Origin of the sequence: Parapedobacter deserti, assembly GCF_042646065.1 — a bacterium.
Classification (GTDB): Bacteria; Bacteroidota; Bacteroidia; order Sphingobacteriales; family Sphingobacteriaceae; genus Parapedobacter; species Parapedobacter deserti.
In genome coordinates this window covers 807,672-833,284 of sequence record NZ_JBHRTA010000038.1, presented here as the reverse complement: position 1 = coordinate 833,284, position 25,613 = coordinate 807,672, and the positions used below count along the sequence as shown (strand labels likewise).

General features: G+C 50.8%; 16 protein-coding genes. 5 read left to right on the top strand and 11 right to left on the bottom strand.

Annotated features, from left to right (window positions below; all coding sequences use genetic code 11):
• Nucleotides 1–77: 77 nt before the first annotated feature.
• The 9 genes from ACFOET_RS16070 to ACFOET_RS16030 form a co-directional block, all read right to left on the bottom strand.
• On the bottom strand, nucleotides 78–1,376 hold the full coding sequence (locus ACFOET_RS16070; RefSeq protein ID WP_379024504.1) for a GH36-type glycosyl hydrolase domain-containing protein: 1,299 nt from the start codon (nucleotides 1,374–1,376) through the stop codon (nucleotides 78–80).
• A 23-nt stretch (nucleotides 1,377–1,399) separates the two neighbouring features.
• Nucleotides 1,400–4,648 carry a GH92 family glycosyl hydrolase gene (locus ACFOET_RS16065; protein WP_379024502.1) on the bottom strand — a complete coding sequence of 1,083 codons (3,249 nt, stop codon included), beginning with the start codon at nucleotides 4,646–4,648 and terminating at the stop codon, nucleotides 1,400–1,402.
• 156 nt (nucleotides 4,649–4,804) lie between these two features.
• On the bottom strand, nucleotides 4,805–7,036 hold the full coding sequence (locus tag ACFOET_RS16060) for a GH92 family glycosyl hydrolase (RefSeq protein WP_379024500.1): 2,232 nt from the start codon (nucleotides 7,034–7,036) through the stop codon (nucleotides 4,805–4,807).
• 3 nt (nucleotides 7,037–7,039) lie between these two features.
• On the bottom strand, nucleotides 7,040–8,242 hold the full coding sequence (locus ACFOET_RS16055; RefSeq protein WP_379024498.1) for a DUF4998 domain-containing protein: 1,203 nt from the start codon (nucleotides 8,240–8,242) through the stop codon (nucleotides 7,040–7,042).
• Nucleotides 8,243–8,261: 19 nt separating this feature from the next.
• Entirely contained in the window at nucleotides 8,262–9,446 is a 1,185-nt protein-coding gene (locus tag ACFOET_RS16050) for a DUF5000 domain-containing lipoprotein (RefSeq protein ID WP_379024496.1), read from the bottom strand.
• A 41-nt stretch (nucleotides 9,447–9,487) separates the two neighbouring features.
• Entirely contained in the window at nucleotides 9,488–11,404 is a 1,917-nt protein-coding gene (locus tag ACFOET_RS16045) for a RagB/SusD family nutrient uptake outer membrane protein (RefSeq protein WP_379024494.1), read from the bottom strand.
• 20 nt (nucleotides 11,405–11,424) lie between these two features.
• On the bottom strand, nucleotides 11,425–14,583 hold the full coding sequence (locus tag ACFOET_RS16040; RefSeq protein WP_379024492.1) for a SusC/RagA family TonB-linked outer membrane protein: 3,159 nt from the start codon (nucleotides 14,581–14,583) through the stop codon (nucleotides 11,425–11,427).
• Between the two features lie 11 nt (nucleotides 14,584–14,594).
• Nucleotides 14,595–16,175, bottom strand: coding sequence for a RagB/SusD family nutrient uptake outer membrane protein (locus ACFOET_RS16035; protein WP_379024490.1), 1,581 nt, complete (start codon nucleotides 16,173–16,175; stop codon nucleotides 14,595–14,597).
• An 18-nt stretch (nucleotides 16,176–16,193) separates the two neighbouring features.
• Complete coding sequence (locus tag ACFOET_RS16030; RefSeq protein WP_379024488.1) at nucleotides 16,194–19,283, bottom strand: SusC/RagA family TonB-linked outer membrane protein; 3,090 nt, start codon at nucleotides 19,281–19,283, stop codon at nucleotides 16,194–16,196.
• Between the two features lie 215 nt (nucleotides 19,284–19,498).
• Here ACFOET_RS16030 and ACFOET_RS16025 point away from each other — a divergent pair, with 215 nt between their 5' ends.
• The 5 genes from ACFOET_RS16025 (at nucleotide 19,499) to ACFOET_RS16005 (ending at nucleotide 23,355) form a co-directional block, all read left to right on the top strand.
• Nucleotides 19,499–20,233, top strand: a complete 735-nt coding sequence (locus tag ACFOET_RS16025) for a GntR family transcriptional regulator (protein ID WP_379024486.1) — start codon at nucleotides 19,499–19,501, stop codon at nucleotides 20,231–20,233.
• Between the two features lie 335 nt (nucleotides 20,234–20,568).
• Complete coding sequence (locus ACFOET_RS16020) at nucleotides 20,569–21,279, top strand: hypothetical protein (RefSeq protein ID WP_379024484.1); 711 nt, start codon at nucleotides 20,569–20,571, stop codon at nucleotides 21,277–21,279.
• Between the two features lie 6 nt (nucleotides 21,280–21,285).
• Nucleotides 21,286–21,987 (top strand): hypothetical protein, encoded by a 702-nt coding sequence (locus ACFOET_RS16015; RefSeq protein ID WP_379024482.1) that lies wholly within the window; start codon nucleotides 21,286–21,288, stop codon nucleotides 21,985–21,987.
• 98 nt (nucleotides 21,988–22,085) lie between these two features.
• Nucleotides 22,086–22,895 carry a hypothetical protein gene (locus tag ACFOET_RS16010; protein ID WP_379024480.1) on the top strand — a complete coding sequence of 270 codons (810 nt, stop codon included), beginning with the start codon at nucleotides 22,086–22,088 and terminating at the stop codon, nucleotides 22,893–22,895.
• Nucleotides 22,896–23,025: 130 nt separating this feature from the next.
• The gene (locus tag ACFOET_RS16005) at nucleotides 23,026–23,355 is read left to right on the top strand and encodes a hypothetical protein (RefSeq protein ID WP_379024478.1); all 330 of its coding nucleotides are present in this window, start codon (nucleotides 23,026–23,028) and stop codon (nucleotides 23,353–23,355) included.
• A gap of 11 nt (nucleotides 23,356–23,366) precedes the next feature.
• Here ACFOET_RS16005 and ACFOET_RS16000 read toward each other — a convergent pair whose 3' ends face one another.
• Nucleotides 23,367–24,479, bottom strand: coding sequence for a redoxin domain-containing protein (locus ACFOET_RS16000; RefSeq protein ID WP_379024476.1), 1,113 nt, complete (start codon nucleotides 24,477–24,479; stop codon nucleotides 23,367–23,369).
• 13 nt (nucleotides 24,480–24,492) lie between these two features.
• Entirely contained in the window at nucleotides 24,493–25,584 is a 1,092-nt protein-coding gene (locus ACFOET_RS15995; protein ID WP_379024474.1) for a redoxin domain-containing protein, read from the bottom strand.
• Nucleotides 25,585–25,613 lie beyond the last annotated feature (29 nt).

Genomic DNA, 25,613 nt, shown 5'->3' with positions numbered 1-25,613 from the left:
ATATGTATTACGCAACGGCGGCTTATGACCATTATTTACGGTCATATTCGCCTTAAACTTAAGCATTAATTAGAATATCACCGATCTGTAGATGCAAAATCTTCAAACATCACGATGGCATCGTAGAGTACGCCGGCAGCCCCGCGGAAGGTACCTGAACCGCGGGGCTGGTTATCTACGGTATACCATTCATAGAATCCACCGTGATCAACAGCCCGGCGCAACATCGGTTGTATCTGATCATAGGCTTCGGCCACGAAGCCATTGCGGATAAGCTGTTGGATCATCCGGCCTCCAAACCAATCCCAATCGCCTCCGTTCTGATAACCATAGGGATACATTCCTTTGTTTTTGAAACTTCCCTCGGGGTAGGGTGGATACAGGGTCAGCCCGATGGTCGCAGCGCCGGATGCCTGCATATTGGCCACCATACGGTCAAACGCGTGCTTCACCTGTTCCTTGGAAAGCAATCCTGCTTCAATAGCTACCGCCGTACCGCCGTGGTAATACACTTCCGCTTCATCGAAGTCTTCCGGAAAGGGAGATCCGTCCAAGTAGATGTGGGGTTTGAATTTATTCCGCGCGGTATCCCAAAGGTGTGTCATGCTATTACCCGCTACCTCGCCACGGATCGGCCTCCATTTTTCACGCGTTTCCGGCAAAAGTTCCATCAGATTATCTAGCGCAATCAGGAACATGGCATTGTCATAAATATCGATGGCGTAGTGGGTATTTTCATCAATGTAAACGCCCCAGGGATGTTCCGGCTGCACATCCCCCCAATCGGCCGTGGTGGCTCCCCACAGCAATCCATATTCCTGATTATATCGCTGTGCCATGAGGAAATCCATCGCGCGCTCCAGCCGGTGGGCGACGGTCTGTCCACCAACGGTATCACGTAAGAACGCATGGTCGCCCGCCTTCACCACATACCGATATACGGCTTGCACCAGTGAACTCTCCTGATCGGTTTCTACCGTATTTTTGTGCCCAGCATAGTTAGGTTCCAACGGCGTGTGGACATAGGCATAGCCGCCCTCGGAGCTGTGGGCGTTCGCTTTCGGTATAAATCCGTCAACAATATTCCCATCTTCCCCCTGCAGACGGAAAAATACACGCAGGTTCTCTTTGATCATTTCCGCTGGATGCAATTCCGTCGCCAGCGTAATGAAGGTATTGTAATCTCGGATCCATACCTCATCATACCCGTCACCCGCATTGAATCCGGATTTTACCGTCTCCCGCGCCATGGATTTTATGGTCTGCATGAGGGTATCCCGTTTTATCTGTTCGGCCAGCGCACGGTGCCTCCCAGATGTCCCACCACAGGCCGACAGGGCTGCGGCAACGATCATCAATATTGCTATGCTTTTCATGATAACGCTTATTGGTTTCCTTTTCAGTTACTCGCAGGAGGATGAGTTGCCGTGCCCCAATCCGGATTGGGCTCGGCGCCCATGACCAGTTCAAGCTGCCCACCCTTCAATAGCTCGGACGCCGAAAACCAGAAATTATTTAAAGGCTTTCCGTTGAGCCGGGCCTGTTGCACGTAGCGGTTCTTCCTTGACGTGTTGGTTGCTATTATAGTGAATCGTTTGCCCCGACCGTATTGTTCTCCTAGGTCGATATCAACACGCTCGAAAATCGGGCTGCCAATTTCATAAATGGGCTCGTCTCGGGCGCCGCCATCGATCTGGAATAGCCCCAGGGCGGCCATAACAAACCAAGCGCTCATCTGGCCTTGATCCTCATCGCCTAAATAAGCATTGGCTACATCAAACCCGTAGTAGCGGTCAATAATAGAGCGGCTCCACTTCTGCGTCTGCCAGGGTTGCCCCACCCAGTTGAAAAGAAAGGCAAAATGCATGGATTGCTGGTTTCCCTGTACTACGGGATAATCCCAATACTGATCGCCCGGTGCATTATAGCGAAGCGGCTCGCTGGCTTCAAAACCCCAGGTAAGCCGTTCGATGAACCGGTCTTTACCGATCACCTCCGCAAGAGCCGGCACATCCTGGGGCACAAAGAACGTCATTTGCCAAGCGTTCGCTTCCACGTAATGTTTATTGCGTCCCGATGTAAAGGGATCGAAATCTTGCTCCCATTCCCCGTTGCTGTAGCGCATACGTGCATAACCCGTTTCCGAATCAATGGCGTTCCTCCACCAGCTGCCCCGCTCCATAAAGACCTTATAATCCGCTTGTTTCCCCATGGCTTTCGCCAATTGCGCCACTGTCCAGTCATCGTAGGAATACTCCAGCGTATTGGAGAACCGCCCTTTATCGGCTGGCACAAACTGGTGTTCCAGGTAAGCCGCCAGGTCACGGTTGCCCGCGAGCCCATCGCCAACCTTCTCAGGCAATGTAGTCTGCATTTTTTTGACTGCGGAAAACATCTTTTCCGTATCGAAGTTCCTTATACCCATCTGGTATGCGCTGACGAGCAGCGGAATTTCATGTTCGGCGACCATCACCGGTACATATTCCATTCCCGCCGGCCCTTTGGCCAGCCACCCATTGGCATCGTACATTCCCAACTGGGATTTGACCCAGCGAGACGACCATTCAGGCGTAACCAAATTCCAAACTTGGTTAAGGTTCCAGAACGTATTCCAAAACGCATCGCAACCCAGGGCAACCGCATCCGGATCGTCAAACTGCTGGATCACTTCGGTCGCGTCTACCCAACGTCCGTCCACGTCACTGAACGTGTTGCGGCAATAGGAGCGGTACACATTGGTATAGAACCTGACCTTCTCCCGTTGGTCGTTCGTCTGTATATCGATACGCGAGAGGATGTCGCTCCAAGCTTGACGGTTATGTTCCCGCACCGCATCGAAATCCCAGCCAAATGGCTGTATCACCTCTTCTTCCAGATTTTTTCGGGCACCTGCCATATCTACGTAGGAAATAGCAGAGCGCACTTGTACAACGGGATTGCTTCGCGTATCGAACTCTGCAAAGTACCCCAAACTTTCGGGGTTCTGGGCAGTGACCTCCTCATCGAATACGATTTTATCGTTTACCCAGCCCCCAAAATTGGTCATTTCCTGGTCGAACTCAATGACAAAAAACACGATATAGTCCTGATCACTGTCTTTCGACCAAACGCGCTTTGTTTGCTGCTTGCTGTACCCCTCTATCCTCCGGCTGCTTACCTTCGTAATCCTGCTGTCGAGGACATCGTACCGGTATTCCGCTGGAATCTTAAGGTCGATCATCACGCGGGAATCCGTACCCCCGGGGTAAGTATAGCGCTGGAAGCCGCACCGCGTTGTTGCCGTAAGTTCCGCTTGTATGCCGTAATCAGAAAGTTCCACCTTGTAATAGCCAACGTCGGCCACTTCAGTGGATTTGTCAAATGATGACCGGTAAGCGGTGCTGTCTTTTTTAGATACCGACTGATCGCCTATGTTGGTTTTTAGCCTTCCGTTTGTGGGCATAATTCCCAATCCCGCCATCGTCCACTCGTGGATATGGCTGAACGTACCGATACTTTCGAAAGATGGATCGTAACCCGACTGCCATCCCGGATTCTGATTGTCGGGGCTTAGCTTCACCATACTGAACGGCATCCACGGGCCCGGAGCAATCATCCATCGCGAGTGCGCCGTTCCCATACGGGTATCGATGTAATCAGCGGCGTTGACGACGTTCTGTGGAGAGCGGATGATGACGCCTTCATCAACCGTTTTGCCGCCTATGACTACTTTGTAACTGCTCTTTTGTTCAGCTGCAACAGTTGGCATCGGTGCTTCAAAAACATAGCGGCCTTGCTCCAGTATTTGTTCCAGGATGGTCGCTCCATCCACTTCTACGCGGATGTTTGGCGCGCCTTCCAAATGCTCCACGTCTACCAGGAGCGGTTGTACTTCGGGCGTCGGCAGATGGTAATCCGCCACCGCTACGCGGCGCAGGTATGCGCCCCCGATTTCTTCGTCCAACTCCGCGTGTTGCGGGCCTTCCAGCCTGATATCATCGAAAATGAGCCAGGACCCTTCAAGGATAGTTAGGTTGATTTCATTTCCTCCGTTTTTTATCAGGCCCGCTTCCAACGGAATTTCTATCGTGTGCTTCAGACTTTTCCGGTAGTCTCCACGTAAGGACGCACTGCTTGCCCCAGTTGGCAGCTCGAACCGCCATGATTGCCCATTAACCGTCACCTTAAAATAAGGCGGATGTTCTTCATGAGTATCCAATACATCAACAATCAACTTCCATTCGCCTTGCTGCGGGGTGGATTTCATACGGAAAAGTACATTTAGAACATGCGTTCGTATACCGGCTGTATGGCTGGTGCCGCCCCATGCGTCATCAGGTCCGGGCAAGACATATGGAAAATCCTGCTTAGGGTTTGATTTTCCCACGATAAAAAAGCGATCTTCCCATCCAAAGTCATGGTCCAGGAACTTTTCATAGTCTCCTTCTGCAAGGGCGAATTCTTTGGCGCTTCCATCAGGTGTCCCGATTTGCCAAATTACCTGTGCATCCGGATTGTTCAGCGATACGTCAGTCGGACTTACTGTGCCGGCAACAGTGCGTTTGGCGTACGCTAAGCCGGCCCAGGGCAGCCAACAGATCAACAGGAGGGCAGTGCACCATACGAGCCTTACTTCTTGTGTCTTCAGGATAATTAGATTTTGTGTCATAGTTCATCATATATATCGTTTTGTGTTTTTAAACACAAAACCATTTGAAAGTAGCTTAATTTTTCACTCTAAAACCGGATTCTGCTGCCGCCCGCCCATTGGATCTGCTCGAAGCAGAGCCGCATGCACGGCAAAACGCGCTCGATGCTGCCGACATCACGGAAATGCCCCCATATGTAATTCAAGTATCCCCCCTTTACTGATATCTGTAAAACTGATGTAATTTTTATCCATCAATTTTCCGTTGAGTTTGATGGACTGGATATAGACATTGGCAGCTGAATTGTTATAAGTCTTTATAACGAACGCTTTGCCTTGGTGGTAGTTGTCATCCAATTTTATTTTGATCGTTTTAAATAAAGGGCTTGTAATATCCACCCGTAAATCGGGCGATGTACCACCATTCATCTCGAAAAGTCCAAGGGAGCTCATAACAAACCAAGCACCCATCTGCCCTTCATCTTCGTCGCCATTCCAGCCGACATAAGGAGAGGTATCGTAAAACGTATCCAAAATCTTCCGGGTATAATATTGCGTTAGATGAGGGGCACCAGCGTAATTGAAAAGGTAAGCGGCCTGCATATTCACCTGGTTGCCATGGTTAATGTAATATTCTGCTGAACCACCGTCAGTACGGTCAAAGGCATGGGCAGTGAACTTATGAGGTTCGGACCTCTTAAAACCATGGGTGATACGCTTCAAAAACTCATCTCTTCCGATCAACTCTATTAAGCCCGGGATATCATGGGGAACATACAGCGAATATTGCCAGGAATTACCTTCAACGAAATGATTGCCGGAAAAAACGTCGAAGTCGGCCAGCCAACTGCCATCGGCATGTTTGGGTCGGACGTACCGGGTTCGCGGGTCCAACACGTGCTTCCAATTATTCGATCGTTCCAAGAAAAACGCATAGTCTGATTCCTTTCCAAGAAAATGTGCCATTTGGGCAACGCACCAATCATCAAAGGAATAATCCAATGTTTTGGATACCACCCCTTTTTCCACAGGAACGTAACCCAGTTCCGCGTAGGTTGAGATTAGCGGATTTCCCGGATAACCGCCGCAGGTAGGGCTAGGCTCAACGGTGACTGTCTTTTTCATGGCTGCATAACTATCATCCGCATCCTCCTTTATGATACCCTTAAGGTAGGCACTGGTCATTAAAGCCATTTGGTGCGAACCTTCCATGATACCGGAGTATTCTATTCCGGCCGGCCCTTTTGACAGCCACCCCGTTTTACGGAACATTTCCAGCTGGGTACCGATAAGCTGCTCCACGATCTCGGGACTCACCAGCGTCCACAATAAATTGAGGTTCCAATAGGAGTTCCAATAGGCGTCGCCCCCGATCATAACATCACCCGCTTTGCCGAGCTGTTGCGGTGTTTCGCACGCATCCACATACATGCCATTGGCATCGCTCATCGTCATCTTGGCCGTGAATGAGCGGTAGAGATTCGTGTAGAACTTCACTTTATCACTTTCGTTGTCCCCTTCTACTTCGATCCGGCTCAGCAGGTTGTTCCATATTTCCCTGTTGTGATCAACCAGCGCGTCAAAATCCCATCCAAAGGGACGGCTTTCTTCCTCCAAGTTGTAACGGGCCTGGTCGATGCTGACAAACGATATGCCCGTGCGCAGCATAACTACTTCTTCTTTTGACGTCGGGAAAGTTACATAAGCGCCTGTTTCCCGGTCTCCAAAGCGGTTGAACTCGGCAAAGGGCTTATTAAATTGCATGACGAAATGAAGCGTGTAGTCGTTGAAACCACTGGTTGTGGTGCGGGAGTAACCACAAATCTCGGTGTCACTAATTTTTGTAATCTTTGCATCATTCAATCGAATAGGATATTCGGCAGGAACCGCTAAATCTATAATGACGCGGTTACTGCTATCTTTCGGGAGAGAATAACGCTGGTAGCCTACCCGATTGGTACACGTGAGCTCGACTTTCACCTTGGGGTCTAACAGAAAAACCTCGTAAAATCCCGGAAATGCTCGCTCATCCTTATGGTCAAAACGCGAGTGGTAGCCTGCATGCGCTCCGCGAAAAGGTTCGTCGGGACGGCCGGGCCTAAGCGCCAAGTCTCCGTTGGCCGGCATCGTGATTAGTCCACCCATAGTCCAGCCGTGTAGGTGACTGAAGCCATGAATACTGCCTATGGAATATTCATAGCCGCCTTGCCATCCTTCGCCTTGGTTATCTGGGCTTAGTTTTACCATTCCATTGGGCATGGTAACACCGGGGAATAGCATCCACCGTGAATTGGAGGTGCCAATAAATGGATCTACATAATCAACCGGCCGCTTCTCTTGAGCCAGTGCCGAAGTGGCGATCGCCACCGTTAACGAAAGCTGTAACAGTATCCCTTTACGTGATTTCATGAATTATCGTTCGCTTGTCCAAAATGAGAGTTCCGCAATGGTCATAAAATGTGAATCGCCCCAGTTTTCTAACAGTTTGAAACGAAGGTAACGTATTTTTGGCGTGCCTACCGGGAAAACAAACTCTTCACCGGCCCGCGCATATTCGATATCTGCGCTGGTCCGTTCTCCGACCGGCAAGCCAGATGGTTTAACAGATTCACAGGTCATGAGCTTCGTCCAGCTATCCCAGCTACCGTTCATGTCTGGATTTTCACTGCCCCATACCTCGAATTTCTTTACACTCTCCTTTTCGTAAAGGCGGTCATTTGCCTGCCAGATTTTGAACTTGCTAAGCGAGGTAGAGACCCCGAGATCTAACGTAAACCACTGCGGTATGCCCGACTGCGTGGCGAACCCAGGCGGGTCGTAGTTTTCGTCCCATAGGTATTCGATAAGCCAGCCATAGCCACCATCTTTGACATCGGTAGGAAGGGAGAAATCCTTAAAATTCGCCTTATCAAGCAGACGCTCAAACTTGGGAATTTCCACCGAGGCCATCTCAGAAAAGAAAAGCTCAAATGCTGTTGAATCCGGTTTGAAAAAACTAAGGTATTGGATTCCGGCGCCCTCATTATAGTTCTCAATTTCCGTTAAAGTCTCCTCGGGATAAACCGTTAAGCTACGGCTCTGGTTGTTCCGGTCCTGATAATGCACTTCGGTATATACCTCGCTGGGAGGCGAACTTTCCCACTGCAGTTGTAGTTTTTTTCCGTCACTGGAATAACGTATTTCGCCCAGCATTCTATTAGAAAGGGTACTTACATAATTTTCTCCATAAACGTCACCAGTAACATTGACTGCAACAGAGGAATTGTTCTTATTGTCGAATGTGTAAACCACAAAATTATGGGTCCCTTCGGCTAGATTTTCGATGACCATGCGGACGGTGTCTCTGTTACCGCTTTCAGGTATTTGCATCTCCGCAGATTCACGGCGGTCGTTCCAAAAGGCCCTCACCTTATTAACATTTGGGTCATTGCCAAGGATGATTGACAGCTGGATGCGTCCATTGCCTGACCGTGCAATAACGGAATCCGCTCGACCGGCATAACTGATTTCTCCCCCTTCCAAGAATTTTTTGTAGGCATCTTGCTTGATGCAGGACGCAAACAGCGCTGTCATCAACACAACCGGTAAACAGCCAAATAACAGTTTTCGTTTCATAGCTACTAGTTTATCGTCATTAATTTACGGGCGCACCCCACATCATGATTTCATTAAAATTCACATACGTGCCGTCTGACCAGTTGCGCAGGGTCTTGAACCGGATATACCGCACCTCCGGGGCATCGATCGGGAAGATGATTGTCTCCCCTGCCTGTGCAGCGGCTATATCGTCTTGGGACAATTGCCCGGATGGCAACCCAGAAGGTTTAACCTGTTCATGGGTCGCAAGCAACTCCCAACTGTCGAAACTTCCGTCCGGATCGGGATTATTCGATCCCCAGATTTCGACTACGCGCGGGTTATGCAACGAAAAATAAAACCCTTCCCGCATGAAGTAACTCATCCGGCTCAACTTTGCCTGGACGCCCATATCATAGGTGACCCATTGAGGCATGAGCGCAGCATCGCCCGTGTGGTAGTAGCCCCCGCTGTTGCCGATGACCCCATCAAACAAAGCCTCAACCCTACCGCTGTATCCCAAAGGAGCATCGGTGGGCAACGTGTATGGCCGCATGCGAGTGCGGTCCAACTGAACTTCAAATAATGGTGTTTGGAAGGAATAAAGTGTATCAGAAAGGTTGCTCCATCGATCCCGGACAAACAACCCAAAACGGGTTTCCTCTGAAGGAAGACCACGGACCGCAAACTCGCCATTCATCAACCGGGTATAATACGTATGAAGCGGCACAAACTCGCCCAGCGAATCGTTGGCCAATACCACAAATGCAAGGTTGTCTGCTGTGGCGTTTTTAAAATTAACGCTGATACCACCAAATGTCGGAATTACCTCCAAGCTATCGCGCGCCAGCTGCATAGGCGGCCGCTTTGGATTGACCGTTACCTGGACAGGCGTCGAGGCATTTTCTCCACGGTCCACGGCGTGTAGCGTCACTTCATAGGCATCGGTATCACCAAAACCCTCCACAATCAAGCTGTGATGATGCCGGCTAACTTTGGTTTCACGGACTTCACCCTGTTTAGTGGTATACACCGCCCTGACATAAAGGAGATCGGGGTCTGATGGCACTTGATAACTGATCTTCGCTGCACCGTGTAAGTTTGTGACGCTGACTTCGCTTAGCGGACCCGGCGGAACGCCGTCGTTGTCTATTGGGCCGGGTATGGTATCTTCGCAGGCAGCAAGCACGCTTGCGATAGCAAACATGCAACATGCAATAAAGATGGTCTGTTGTGATTTCATCGTCGGTTTATTTTTAGTCGCCATTCTTAGTCCCCACTGGATTACCAGCCGGGGTTTTGTACCAAATTCGGATTGATCAGCAGCGCATTTTCGTGGATCGGCCATAGGTAGTCGCGTAAATTATCAAATGATTGCCTGAAAAGTACCAATCGACGGTTGTAGTCTTCGTAGGTCGACTGCTCAATGTTCCAGCCGTATACCGAAGCATTCAAAACGCGTGTTGCCAACTTCCACCGCCGCAGATCCCAGAATCGACTCCCCTCAAATGCGAGTTCAATGCCCCGCTCCTGTTGGATAATAGTCCGCAGTCCAGCCACCGAAGTGTATTTGGTGGGATTGGTGGAATATTCCGACCAAGCCTGCTCAACGGAACTCAAGCCGGCGCGCTCACGTACCTTGTTGATGTAAGGCAGTGCTTCCTCGGAACGCTCGCTTTCATTGAGCGCTTCCGCATATAACAGATAAAGGTCGGCCAACCGCATGATTGGCCAAGGATAGGGCTCTACCGTAACCTGGTTTGAGGTAGCTACTAGGTTCCAGTTGACGACTTTCTTGGTATAATAGCCGGTTACGGAATATATTCGGCTCTGCCGTTTGGCGCTGTGCTGCCCTAGTTTGCTTCGAATATTGAATGTCCCGTTCCGCATCAGCCAAGTGGAGCCGTCGAAGGCAATGGAGGCGTAGAAGCGCGGTTCACGCCCGAAGTGCAGCCCCACAGTCTGGTAGTTTGGTTGCATGCCCACATCATCGCTGGTTGTGGCGCGCAACTCATACCGGCTGTTATAATCCCATGTTTTATCTTCTTCAATGGGTACACCATTCGCCGTATAGAACAGTTCAGCCATCCTCAGTGTGGGTGCAAATTTACCCTTCAGGCTGAGGTTAGTCACACCGGGATCAAGCTGTGGGCAGGCAAACAACTGAATCCAATAACTCGGACGCGCATTACCGATATCATCGTTGGTCGCCCCCCAAATCAGCTCGTTGTTCCATTTTTCTGTAACGGCATTACGTATGCTCATCTCTTGCTTCTGTGCATCGTTGAGTGTTATCTGTGAAGAGCTGAAGGTGTACAGCTGTACACCAGCCGCTTCAGCGGCTTCAATGGCCAATCGGCAGGCATCAGCTGCACGCACCCATTTGTCGGGGTCATACGTGTCGTTGAAGAGGGGCGTCCCATCGTGATTCGCCAAAGTCTGATACTCAGTGTTTCCATTGAACAACGGGCTGGCCGCTGTAACCAACAATCGCGCTTTCATAGCCAACGCAGCGACTTTGGTTACCCGACCCAATTCCGTTGCACGACTGGTAATGGTCAACGGCAATCCAGTAAAATCGTCGCCCGCAGCAGATTCGTCAAGCAACGATGCGATGTAATTGACCACCGAGTCGACCGGTTGCCGAACTACCTTTACATCCTCCGGACTCGCCGTAATTGCCAGATTTTCATCAGCGATCGGAATGGGACCATACATGCGGAAAAGATACCAGTGGAAATATGCCTTCAAAAATTTGGCTTCGCATATCCAACGTTGCTTTTCGAAATCAGCAATATCGGGCACATTATCGATGTTATCCATGAAAATATTACACATTCGTATACCTTGCCACATGGAACGACCATTATACCCATCCCAATAATTCATCAAGGGAGAAGCCTTATTCTGCAACCCTCGGGCAATGTTGTAGGAATCCAACGAGAAATAATCCTCCGTCATCGGCCAGTAGGTCCATACTTCATCGCCTGCGTTGAATGCGGGGTTGTAATCGGGATTGCCTTCATTGGGAAGGAAAGAATAGCACGTAAACAGGGCTTTTTCGGCTTCATTGCGGTTGGAAAAAGCATGTTCCATGGTCGGCACATTGTCAGGCACGACGTCGAGATAGTTTTGGCAGGCTGCCAGTACCGAAATCAATGGGATGATCAGTAGTAGCTCAATCAGTTTGCTCTTGTTCATAATACCTTGCTTTCGGATGATTATAGTTGTACATTGACACCGATATTAAAAATTCGCTGGGGCGGATATCCCAACCCATTACTGCCCAACCGGTCGCTGTCGCGCCCGTTGCTACCCTGCTCGGGATCCCACATCTTAAAGCTGCTAATCAAGAACAGGTTGACACCGTTGAGGTACAGGCGTAACCCATTCACTTTCATCCGCTGCAAGGCCTTACCGGTAAAGTTATAACCTAGTTCGACAGATTTCAACCGCACGAACGCGCCGTTGCGCATCCACCACGTAGAGGGTTGGTTGTTGTTGTTGTTACCCGTGGCACTAAGCCGAGGCCAAAACGCGTAACTGTTGCGGTTGGTTTCGGACCAATGGTCATCGGCAATGACCTGCAACAATCCATTTTGGTTAGCACCATCCATCACAAAAGGACTGATTGCTGTTGGATCAATGAACAGTGATGACCGGGCCGATCCCTGAAAGAAGGCACTGACATCAAAATTTTCCGAGCCGAAGGAGAATCCCATTCCGTAAATGATTTCAGGCATCATTGGAAAACCGAGGCCATTGACTCGATCAAGGTTAGTGATCTGTCCATCTCCGTTTAAGTCCCGGTACTTGATGTCCCCGCCACGCACTTCACCAAAGGCTTGTGGCGGTGAATTTTTTACGTCTTCATCATCGATGAAAAGCCGTTCTGCAATCAATCCGTAATACTGGGACAGGGAATGCCCCACACGCGAAAGGTAATACATGTTTTCGGCGTACTCCGGTTCTTCATTGACCAGCAACCGATTGGTAGCAAACGTAAATGTACCCCGTACCCTAAGCCAATTGCGGCGGAAATTCGCTCCGTAATCAAGCTCGACGTCCACCCCCTTTCCCTCCGCCTCACCCACGTTGGCAGCGATAGGAGCTGTCAATCCCATGGTAGTCGGGATGTAACTGCGTACCATGAGAATATTGGTTCGGCGTTCATGAAACACATCAACAACCATATTCAAGCGATTGAAGAGCCCCACATCAATGCCGATGTTCGTCTTATAAGCTCTTTCCCAGGAGATTTGATCGTTGGTATACCGCGATACGGAGACACCCGGACGTATGTAACTGTAGTTCTCGCCGAATACCGCCCGCCGGCTATGGTCATTTAATGTCACGTTAGACATGTAAAAAAACCGGTCGTCGGGGTCGCCTATTTGATCGTTGCCCACCAATCCGTAGGTAGCCCTCACCTTGAGCTTGGATATGATGGGTAGCAGCGGCTCGAAGAACCGCTCGTTGTTGATATTCCATGCCGCACCTGCCGACGGAAAAAAGCCAAAACGATGGTTTTCTGCGAACCGTTCCGATCCATTGAAACCGAAATTTGCCTCAAACAGGTATCGATTGTCATAGCCATATGTAAACCTACCCGAGAGCCCCTGGTTACGGAATGGCAGCGAGAGCTGCAAACTGCCCGCATTGCCGTTCAAGTGATTTCGGAAAATCCCGATCAGCATGCCGCTGATATCGTGCTTTTCGCTGAATGTTCTATGATAATTTATGGCGGTCTCCAGATAAGCCGTAGTGTTTACGATTTTGTCTCCCTCGTTATAATTAAGATATTCCGTGGCACTCTCTTCATTCAACAACTGGAGCGAGTAACCGGAAGGCGAAAAATTATTCGGCGAAGCAAAATAGTAAAACGGGTTGTATTGCCGTTCCAAACTAAAATAAGAATGCCGTTGCGTAAACGCCATTAAACGGGCTCTCAACCCTTCGACTAGGAAGTTAAAATCCTGCTTGATTTCCAATTGTACGTTCAACTGGGTGCGGTTGTATTGCTGAAAACCGGACACCATGGAAGCATATGGGTTGGCATAGACCGAATTATTATTATTGCCCCGTGGGGCATTGCCGAACAGCGGATGGTTGGCATACGATATATCGGAAGCCGGAAAGACGGCAGGGAACAGCACTGGATTGGCCGTGGTCGCGCTCCGAAAGACGGCAGACCCACCGCCAATGGGCCCGGTATAGTCAGTGAAGTTCCCTGATGTCCGCACGATTCCCTCCGTGGAAGGCGTCAGTAGTACGTTGACATTGGAACGCACCTCGTAATTTTTGAGGTCAATGTTGTTATCGAAGTTATTTTTATCGTTTGTCTTCAACATTCCATTATCCTTATTGTAGGTGCCTGAAATATAAAATTGAGCAACCCGACCGCCGCCATTCACGTTCATATTGAACCGTTGGTTCGCCGTGTAGTCCCTGATCAGCATCCCTATCCAGTCGTTACTGGGGTAAAGCAATGGATTTTCGCCGGCTGCCGTTTGGTCGATTTTGTTTTGGCTGTATGGCAGCGGCCCAATTGGATCGCGGGTGAGCACGGCCTCGTTAGCCAGTTTCATATAGGTAATGTTGTCGGCGAGCCGGAAGTTCGTGGTATTGTTGGAAATGGAGTTTTCGAAACGGAAGTTAAAACGTGTCCGGTCGTTTACACCTGATTTGGTGGTGACCAAGACGACGCCATTGGCTCCCCTCGCACCATAAAGCGAGGCTGCGGCCGCGTCTTTCAACACCGAAAACCCGGCAATGTCATCCGGCTGGAGACGTGCCAATGCATCCGCCGTGGATTCCATGCCGTCGATCAAGATCAGTGGATCGATCTTGCCAGACCCGAAACTGGTGATGCCACGGATGAAGAACTGTGCATTATCCGCACCGGGTTCTCCACTGCGCTGATAAGCAATCATACCTGACACCCTTCCCGCTAACATCGAAGTAAGGTTGCTTGTAGGTCCCTTCAGTTCCCTGGGATTCACCGTGGTGATGGAACTGACCATGCTTTCCTTCTTTTGTTCGCCGAAGGCCACAATCACCACCTCATCGAGCATATCTTCGTCTGGCTCCAGTTCAATATTGACTATAGGGCGCCCCCCGATTGACTCCTCTTTGGGTTTGAAGCCCACATAGGTAAACACTAAGATACCACGGCTCTCCGAAACATTGATGGAATATCGGCCATCTTCATCCGTGGCAACGGTGTTCTGGGTGTTTTTGACGTTTACACTCACACCGGTCAATGGTGTTCCGTCGTTGGCATGAACCACAACACCAGTGATCTGATGCTGGGCATGCGCGGTGCAAAGCCCACATACATGCCACAGCAAGTACAGGGCTAACAATTTTGGTTTAGTCATTGCACCATCTTTTAGTTAGTATACCCTAAATTTTGTTCAAGCGCTGGATTACGTTGCATTTCGTCATCCGGTATGGGGTACAGCAAGTGCTTTTCTGCATACGTAGAGCCAAACTCGTTTCGGTGGCCCACCACATCAACGAAGTTGATTGCTCCATTTGCCATCACGGGAAACTGCCGCGTACGCTGGATATCAAACCAGACATGAAACTCGAAAATAAGCTCCCGCAAGCGCTCCTTCCAAACCTCTTCAACGAATTGCTGTGGGGTTAGTCCAGCAAGAGAAGCTTTCACCGCTTCTGTCGACTGATTCCAATAGGCACGTGCACGTACTTGAGACAGGTAGTCTATAGCTTCGGCGGTAACCCCTTCCGACAAGGCGATAGCCTCTGCAGCGATGAGCAACACATTGGCATAGGTATAGATCGGGAGGTCCTTGCCGGAGGTTGCAGTTTCGAACGCTGCTTCTTGATCATACCACAGGTGCGGTGCTTTCTGAAAGTTGACTACGGTCCCATTTTCCCTGGTGAACGAAGAATGGAAATATTGCTTTTCCTGGCCCCGGAGATCCTCGGTAGGATGATAGGCTTCCAACAGCTCTGCCGTGGGCGCATAGGCGTTATTAGCGATGGCATACTCCAGTTCCGGCGAGATATTCGTCGGGAATGCCCATTGCGCATATCCGGAATTCGCTATGCCCACGGTGTACTCGAAGTAATAAATGTGCTCGTTCTGCAGGTTGTCGGCCAACCGGGCTTTATTATATGCACTTGCCGAGGGAATAACTTCCCCAGCTCCGTTCCGATCGTGCGGCGTCAGGCTAAACACGCCGTCATTGATCAACGACCGTGCCTGCTGCGCAGCATCGGCATAATGGTCGGCTTGCAGCGGATATCCACTCATGGTGAGGTACACCTCTGCTAGCAAGGCTTTGGCAGCTCCATGGGTGATGCGATTGCCGTTGCCGCCCATGACGGTGTTCGGTAGCCGACCGTCTTGGACAGCGTACCGTAAATCGTCGACAATCAGCGCATATACCTCATTAACCGGTGCCCGCTCCACATACAAGTTTTCAAGGCTTTCGTACGGTTCGGTGACCAGCGGTACGCCGCCGAAGAAGCGCGCAAGGTAATAGTAGTTCAGTGCCCTGAAAAACCGTGCCTCAGCCATAAGCTTATTGGCTTCAGACTCGGGCAAACCCGGTGTTGTTGGGATGTATTTGATCGCGTTGTTTGCCCTGGAGATACCCAAGTAGATATCCCGCCATATCCCGCCGAGGTAACTAGACATATTGACCGGATTGAGCGTCAGTTGCTGCACATGCTGTACATGGACCTCCTGCCCTTTGTATTCATTGTCCACGAGCCCTGAGGTGTACGGCCCCAACATGATCCGCGAACCGGAATACACCCCGCCGCCAAATAACGAAGGCAGGCCGGAGCGATAGAGGGCATTGACCGCATTGTAAGCGTGGTCTGGGTTCTTAAAAAACTGGCTGGGAGCGATCTCATCCTTTGGAATTTCGGTCAGAAAATCCGAGCAGGAAGTGAATAGTACTCCCGCTGTAACTATGATGGTGACTAACTTTTTCATAATCTGATATATTTTGGCTTAAAACTGGAAGCTGGTACCCAAGGTAAACGTCCGTGGATTGGGGTATTGGTGAAAGAAGATATTCTGTCCCCATTGATTTCCCCCCCAAGACGTGGCTTCAGGGTCGTAGCCTTTGAAATCGTCTGATTTGATAAGGAATGCGTTCTGTACGCTCGCGTAGACGCGCAGCCCTTTTAGATGGAGCCTGTTCAGCGAAACGCCGCCGAAATTATATCCCAGCGAAATCAAGTTGCCCCGGATATAAGATCCATCCGCTACCCAGTGGTCATCCACCTCACTGTTCTGCCCGGTATAGGGGCCGTTCCGGATCTGCTGGATCATCGTGTTCTGATTATCTACAGTCCAGCTTTCATATAACGTAGCAGCCAGTCCATTGGAATAGCCGGTACGGTCTTCCATGGAGTGCATGAATTGCTGGAGGATGTCCACTCCGACTACAAACTGCAAATCGACAGTAAGATCAAAGTTCTTGTACTGCAGGTTGTTCACGAAACTTCCCATCCAGTCGGGGAGTCCGTTGCCGATGATCTGACGGTCGCTGCTACGTTTAGCCACCCCAGGGATGGCACCCGCGGCTGCCGCCTCATCGGCCTCGTGTGTACCCCACGTACCCAAGCGCCGGTAACCCCAGAATGAACTGAGGGGCTCGCCCACCCGTAATATCGTTTGGCTGCCCGACACCCAATTAGGACCAGGGAAAATGTCTTCTCCGTTTTCGCCCAAGGCTTCAATGCGATTCTTGTTGAAGTTGAAGTTGAGGGTAGATTGCCAGCGGAACACGTCATTGGCAACGGGCACACCGCTCAACATAACTTCCACCCCCCGATTAGAGACGGAGCCAATGTTGTCGCGCACGCCGGTAAAGCCTGTGGATGTTGGCACGGGTTTGTCGAGTAAGAGATCAGTAGTGAGTTTATAATAGTAATCGAACGTCATGCTGAGGCGGCGGTTGAACAGTGCCAGATCAAAACCTACATCAAACTGGTTGGTTTTCTCCCATTCCAGGTTGGGGTTGGGAAGCCGGTTAATGAAGCTTTGCGATACACGCGTACCGTTGATCAACGTGGTGTTAGTCGATATTGTGCCCAATGATTGGTAGGTGGGAATTTCGGTATTTCCGGTAACCCCGTAGCTCGAACGGATTTTGAGTTCGTCCAACCCTTGTGCATCGCGCAGAAACGATTCTTCTGACAGCACCCATCCAAGCCCTGCGGAGGGGAAGATGCCGTACTTGTTGTTCTCTCCAAACCGCGACGAGCCATCGACACGGCCAGTGACCGTAAGCAGGTACCTGTTCTTGTAGCTGTAGCTGCCCCGCAGGAAATAAGAATTCATTGACCATTTGTCGTGCGATGATCCCGGCTCGCCGGGTTGGCTGGCCGACTGGATCGCATTGAAGCGGAAAAAGTCGTCCGCAAATCCCTGAGCGGTAATCCAATTGTTTTCGTAGATCCGCTGTTGCCAACTCAAACCCAATACACCGTTGATGCGGTGGTCGCCGATTTCCTTGTTGTAGTTCAGGTAAGTCTCCTCCTGCCAGTAAAACGAGCGCTGATTTTCCAAACGTGCTGAGCCCAAAGGCGATGAGATGTTGATAAGGTCCGTAGGGCTGTAATCCTGTATATTAATATCATGTTTATCAAAACCGAATTGGGTGCGCAGGTCCAGTCCAGGTAGAATATGGAACGTCAGGTAAGCGTTACCAAAAAGCTGGGCGCGCTTACGGATTCTATCCTGTGTCTCTAAGACATGGACAGGGTTTGGTATTGCTTCAAATCCATACGGGTCGGTAATCATGCTGCTGTTTGACCACGTACCGTCGGGGAATTTGACCGGAAAAATAGGTGGCATCTCCAGCATGGATCTGCGCGGCATCTGGTAGCCCCCGCCTTCATCCGTTTCGTTTTCACGGGTGTAGTTGGCCAACATATTGATGCCTAATGACAGCCAGTCCTTTGGTTTGGTATCATAGGCAATTTTGGCGTTTATCCGCTCCAGATCATTTCTGAGCATAATGCCCTGCATGCCGGCATAATTAAGGAACGCACCGAAGGAGGCGTCGTCGCCCTTACTCTGCACGGAAAACTGATGGTTATGAGATACTGCAGTCCGGGTAGCCTCCTCCTGCCAATCGGTATCATACAATGGATTCCCCTGCGCGTCGAATAACCGGGGATCATCGCGGGTAAATGCGGGGATGCTTGTCGTACTATACTTTGAGTGGTTGGCAAATCCACGCTCCAGCACTTCCATAAATTCCTGGGCATTGAGTACGTCCAACTTACGGGGCAGTACCCCCGTATTCACAAAACCATCATAGCCGACGATAGTGCCTGATGCAGTAGCACCCCGCCGGGTAGTGACCAAGACGACGCCGTTGGCACCCCTGGCACCGTAAATCGCAGTGGATGAAGCATCTTTAAGAACCTCCACACGCTCAATGTCGTTGGGATTGAGAAACTGGATATTTTCCATCACCACCCCGTCTACCACAAACAGCGGATTGGATGATGAGTTGATGGTACCCAACCCCCGGATCAGGATCCTTGGGCTGCTCGACGGGGATCCCGAGTTCAAAAACACGTTGACCCCGGCAACCCTTCCCTTCAACCCCTGCAGCGCGTTGTTCACGGGCGCCTGAAGCAGCTCCTTTCCGGACACCAGCCCGACCGAGCCCGTCAGGTCCGACTTACGCTGTGTACCGTAACCGACTACGACAACTTCATCCAGTTGCTGGTCAAGGGGAGATAACTGCACCTCCATCGGCTCGCCGTTTTCGACTTTCATCTCTCGGCTCTCATACCCCAGGTAATTGAAGACCAAGACCGACCCCGTTCCGGGAACCTCAATTCGGAATCGGCCACCTTGATCGGTTGTAGTGCCGGCACTACCTCCCTTTACCGTTATGCTAACCCCTTCAAGAACCGGATTGTTACGGGATTCATCAGCAGACCTAACCACGCCTGTGATGGTGAATGCGGTCTGCGAAAAGCCTGTTGATGGCAATAAGCAAACCAGTGCAAAGACGAGCGTTACCGCGAACCTCTCCGTCTTTTTTTTCAAGTGAAACAAATCATGTAGAATCATAATAAGCTATAATTGGATGGTGAAATTAAGGGAATAATGTCCATACATAAATAAAAATTGATTATATAAATGTTTAAAATCGGCTACCACACTCAACAAAATAGGCGCAGAGCCTATTAATAATGTACGTATGTATGTACATGCAAATATAAGCTTTTTTTCAATAAATCAAATTTTTTTATAAATTAGTCGCTGTTTTACTTTTCGGATCAGAGTTGGATTTCAAAATAAACCACAAGAGCCCGGTGCCCTTGCATGTGCAAGCAGAGCTCCTGCTAAGAAGACTTATAGAAAGCCCTGAATATCAGGAAGGCAAATTACTACCGAATGAAGTTGATCTCGCCAAGCGGCTCGCCATCTCCCGGGCAACGTTAAGGCAGGCAATCAACAAGCTCGTCTTTGAAGGCTTGTTGATCCGCAAGAAAGGTGTTGGCACCAAGGTAGCCTCCATCCAGTCGATCAGCTCCAAATCGAAAAACTGGCTTAGCTTCTCGCAGGAGATGGAAACACGGGGGATACCAATCAAAAACTTCGAGTTGCATATCAGCTGGGTAATCCCGGATCAGAAAGTCGCCAACTTTTTCGAAATAAAAGGCAATCAAAAGGTATTGCAATTGGTTCGGCTGCGGGGGCGCCCCGAAGGGCCGTTCGTATACTTTAGATCCTATTTCCATCCCCGGGTAGGCTTAACGGGCGACGAGGATTTCACGCGCCCACTTTATGAAATACTGGAAAAAGAGCACCAAGTCATTGCCTATATATCAAAGGAAGAAATCAGCGCCTTGCTTGCGGATGAGTTTATTGCCCAAAAGCTGGAAACTGACATCGGCAGTCCGATACTATGCCGCAAGCGCTTTGTATACGACGTTGCTGAGCGTCCTATCGAATACAACCTGGGCTACTACAAGGCCGACAGCTTTGTTTACACCGTCGAAAGCCGACGCGAATAGCGCAGACGCTTCGTAACCAGCAAGTCCACCCTTCCCCCTGCCCATTTCCCGCCGTCTGGCGTGCTGTGTACAGGGCTGATGCGGGACATAAGCGACTATTGCGTTCTGGATCAACTACCCCAATGAACCGTTAAGCCGCCAAGTTCAATAATTTTATATATTTGGGAAAATAATTGACATTGGGTTTTGTCCAGCGTCAACGTATCTACTTGTAATTGAGCGAACTGAACGATAACGGCTTTTTTATTAAGCAAGGTCAGGTGCCGGTTTCGGCCCTTGTGAAAAAGGGAATTAAGGCAAGCAGGCGAGTCCGTCAGGATACAAATTTACTGCGTATGAAAAAAATGTTAATACTGGGCGTTCTGCTGTATTGGGATAGCATGGCGGCTGCCCAAGTCGGTGTCGGCACCCATGATCCAGACCCGTCTGCCGCGCTTGATATTGTCTCCGATAGTAAAGGAATATTGATCCCCCGCATGACGGCAGCCCAAAGGGATGCGATTCGCAACCCTGCGACAGGCCTGGAGGTTTATGTGACAGGTCAGCAGGCCAAATACTACTTTGACGGTGTGAGTTGGGTGCGGTCCTATAAAACCAAATTCAGCTCCTCTTATCAGGTCTATGCCTTTGAAGATGTGGAGACCGGCACGGGCGCAGATTCTCAGGTTGGCAAACAGATGGCCGGGCTGAGCCTGGTATTCAGGGCGTCGGATGCGGATTATGCGGAGGTGATGAACGCACAGACCATCAGGATTCTGGAATCGGGAACCTACATCCTGGAGGTTACCGGAGTCATGAAAAGGATTGCCGAGGACCCTCAGTTCTCGGGCAGGACCATGCTAAGGAGGAACGGGGCGAATCTGAAGCTTTCCGATGCATCGATCGGGGCTTCCCCGGGAGGCGCGAGGAACAGCACAGGCATGGGGGTTACGGTGGTGGCGGACCTAGTGGCGGGGGACTTGCTTACCCTTTGGTATAGAAAAACAGATGCCGGGGATGCCCACAACGTGGGATTCCAGAACAATATGCTTACCATCAAAAGATAAAGTAAAATGACGAGAAACTTGATGTACGTTTTTTTATGGGCGTTATGGGGAAGTGTTTTTGCCGCAACCGCACAGACTGGGATCGGAACAGCAGAGCCGGACGCATCTTCCGTGCTTGACGTGGTGTCCACGGATAAGGGCCTGCTGTATCCGCGGATGACGGCTGCCCAGAGACTTGCGATTTCGGATCCGGCCGAGGGGCTCCAAGTATACGACCTGGATTATAATTGTCTCATGCTGTATGCCGATGGTCGTTGGGACTGTTTTCCCCGCCAGGAAGTGCTGGCTTCACAGATGGTGGCCATCGTGCGTTTCGATGCGTTGCCCGATGCTGGAAGCGAAGCCATATCAGAAGGCAAAACGGTCCTTTACAACCCGCACGATATCGTAACGGACGGGACCAACAGCCGGAGGCTCCGTGTGACCAGGCCCGGGAAATACGAGATCACGCTTCACTCCCGTATCTATAAACCCGATGCGGGTGTAAGCTGGCAGTCCGTTGGGTTGTACTCCGCATCGGATCCGGACAATTTCGTAGAGGGTTTTATCGATATTCCCGCCAGTCACCCTGGAGACAACAACACAGTAGCCAAGGGAATTATAGACATCGGCAACGGCGAGGAATTTGAATTTCGCTATACCCGCTTAGCGACGACTATCTCCCATTCTGTGTATAACCCATTAGTCATCATTAAAGTAATTGAATAGCCATGCCATTTAAACGTCGATTAATGCTTGGCTCTCCAACTGAATTTGAATTCTTATTACGGCTATATCGAGCATGGCCACATCATATCCTTTCGAAGATGAACACGTTTTTTTCCCGGTGTAAGCGGCTTTCTTTCAGCAGGGTGTTTGCCGGGCTCTTTTTCTTGACTTTCGTTCTTTTAGGAAATTTATCATCTGCGCAGCAGACCGGGGTCAATACGCGTACCCCCCATCCTTCCGCGGCAATAGACTTGCAGTCCGTGGATAAAGGAATTCTGGCCCCCCGTCTTTCCACGATCCAGAAAGAGGCCGTAGTTAACCCTGCGGAAGGATTAGTGGTATATGATACGGACTTGAAGGCGTATACTTTTTTCAACGGAACACAATGGGTGCTTCCGGAAGTAGACTTTACTTTTCCTGACAGGGCCTATGCCATTGTGGCTTATCCCCGCACGGAAAGCCGGACCGATGGAGGAGTCAATAATGTGGAGACCAATCTTAAGTTCCAACCGTTGACGGTAAGTCCGGCTTCAATTGTCAAAGAATCAGGAGACGGTATCTTGAGCCTATCGGGAAACAGACTAATATTCAACCAAGCCGGAAGATACTTGATCAGGGTCAGTGGCGATTTCTTCAAAATAGCACCGCTCTATTCCGCTAACTTAAAGGGTCGGATTATCATCAGCCGCGAAGAGAACACTGCCAATCTCATCAATACGTTTTTTCACTTGCCCAGTGTCAGCAGTGCCCGCTCTTCTAGGGTCAATGTGACCGTAGAAAATATGGCAGCAGGGGACGCACTCTACCTGCTGGTCAAAAAAGACCGCTTCGAAAGTGCCGATGCCACAGAAGCCCGGGCTGCCTGGGACCAAATGCTGCTGGAAATAGAACTGCTCCCCGATCCGTAGTTTTTCATGGGTCAATCATGATCGCTGCAGCCGGGTCAGCCGCCTAAATCTTGGCCAGTAAATAAGAACTTTTTTCTACCGTACCGCCAGCTCAGCCCCTAAGAAAGTAAGCCAATATAACTTTGACGGTGTGCTTATCCGTACTTATGGCTGCATCAACGAAGCAAGCCGCGAAACAGCCATCACGCGGTCTTCCATCCAACGCGTGCTGAAAGGCAAATACATCAGTGCCGGCGGGTACCTGTGGTCTTACAGCGATACGCTACGGATCGATCTCCGTGGATTCAAACAACACCCGAATTTTAGAAATTCGGCATTGGGCCGCTATACGGTCGGCAAGCGCCTGAAAAACCTGGAGAAGCTTACCAAGCGTAGTCCCGGCACCGGTAGTTCTGACTTCGAAAAGGGAAAGTTAGCCGTCGTTCGCAAGATGCGGCGGCCAGAAGCTTTGCGCCGGTAACCCTAATATTATTATTTGTCTAAAATTTCTGAAAGTGTTTGTTCCAGGGCTTTGCCGCGCAGGTTTTTGGCTACGATCTTACCGTCGGGATCGACCAGGAAGTTGGCCGGGATGGCGCTGACGGCATACAGTCTGGATGCGGCATTGTTCCACCCCTGCAGGTCGGACACGTGTGTCCAGGGAAGGCCGTCCTTTTCAATAGCGGCCAACCAGTCGGCCTTCTTACCGGGATTGTCCAACGAGACACCCAATACGGTAAAGTTCTTATCCTTGAATTTTTCGTAAGCGGCCACCACATGCGGGTTTTCCTTGCGGCACGGAACGCACCAGCTCGCCCAGAAGTCGATCAGCACGTACTGACCCCGGAAATCACGCAGGGATACCGGCCTGCCTTCCGGGTCGTTCTGTGTAAACTCCGGCGCGGGCTGGCCTACGGCGGTCGCCTTGGTGCCCGCGATGCGCCGCGCCAGGTCCCTGGCTGGAATGTTGTCCTTGGCTGTCTCGTGCACCGCATTCAGCAGCTGCTCCTGCTCTCCGACGTCCCGCTGCTGAAGATTCATGCGGATGGCCCAAGCGCTGATCGGCGAGGCGGGATGGGCTTTGATCCACTGAACAATTTTTTCTTCCCGTTCAGCGGCAGCTCCGGCATATTCCGGCTGGAGGGCCTTCAGCGCGGCGGTATCCTGCTTGCTGCGAAGTTCACCCATCTTTTTGTTGATGGCTATCATCTCCTCGCTGCGGATGGCCGCGTTGAAATCGTTATACGCTTCCACCCACGGGCTGCCGGACAGGTCTGCGTCCTTGAACCGCGGACCATCGCCGTTGATGGTCAGCGTCCCCTGATCGAGGTAAAGCAGGAGTGTCGAGTTCGGGTCTTGGTAATTGCGGCCGATGCTGATCAGGTAGGTATTCCCTTCACCTGCCGCGATGGGTACAGACATGGAAAACCCGCCGGCTTCGGTTTTCACCGAATCGCGCTGGTCATTGCCGCCCATTTCACGGTAATACACCCACTGGTCGGCGGGCAGGTCTTTAATCGATGCCGTGATGGTAAGGCCCGGCTGCTGCCCCAATGCGGACGACGCCATGCCGAGGCATAGGAGTAATGATGTTGTTGTTTTCATCTGCAGTGGTTAGCTAAAGTTGGTTATCAAAAAGCTCCGCCAGTTTTTTCTGAAGCATTTCGCCCCGCAGGTCCTTGGCGATGATTTTCCCCTGGGGGTCGACCAGCAGTGTGCTCGGAATTCCCTGTATCCCGTAGTAAGCGGACACCTCGTTCTTGAAGCCTTTCAGGTCTGACACCTGCGTCCACGGCATGCCATCTTCTTCGATCGCTTTCTTCCACCGGTCTGCCTCATCGTCCAGCGACACGCCGATAACCGTGAAGTTGTTGTCTTTATAGGTATTGTAGGCTTTCAGCACGTTCGGGTTTTCGGCCCGGCATGGACCGCACCAGCTCGCCCAGAAGTCGACCAGCACATGCTTGCCTTTGAAATCTGAAAAATGCACCGGCTTGCCTTCAGTGTCATTTTGCGTAAATGCCAGCATGGTCTCGCCGATCGCACTGCGCTTCAGCACCTCAAGCCGCTCGCCGAGCTGTCTGCCAGCCGAGGTCTGCCGGGCAGACGCATCCAGCAGGTCATAGAGCGGCTTCACATCTTCATAAGCCCCCATTGTGGCCCGGGCTGCCACCAAACTCACGCTGAACGGGCTGCCCGGATGAGCCGTAACATACTGCGTGACCCGGTCGCGCTTCTGCCGGCGGATATCCTCCAGTGCCTCTTCCACTTCCAACTGTTCGGCTGCACTGCCTTTGCCATACCGTTGGTAAAGCGGCCGTTCCTGATCGGCCAGGTCCTTCAGCGAATTCCGGTAAGCAACCGCCTCATCCTGCGTCTTGGAACCGCTGATCTTCAGCTCGCCCAGCGCGTCGGCATCGCCGCTGATCCTGATCGTGCCTTGCTCGGCGAAAAACTCAACAAACCGCGCTGGAAACCTTAGATACACTTTCTGCGGCTCCGGCATATCCGCCTCCCATTTGAACTTCCCTTTCTTCGTAAACACCGTGTCCATCCTGGGGACATCGCCATCCACCATATAGCTGACTAGGATCTGCGTGTCTTCCAGTCCCTTGATGTTGCCTTTCACGCGTGCTTTCTGGGCCAGGGCTCCCGCCGCCGTCAACAGCGCCAGGCATGTGCAGATAATTAACTTTCTAAATTTGTTCATGATGCATTTTTCGTTAAAATATTTCTTAA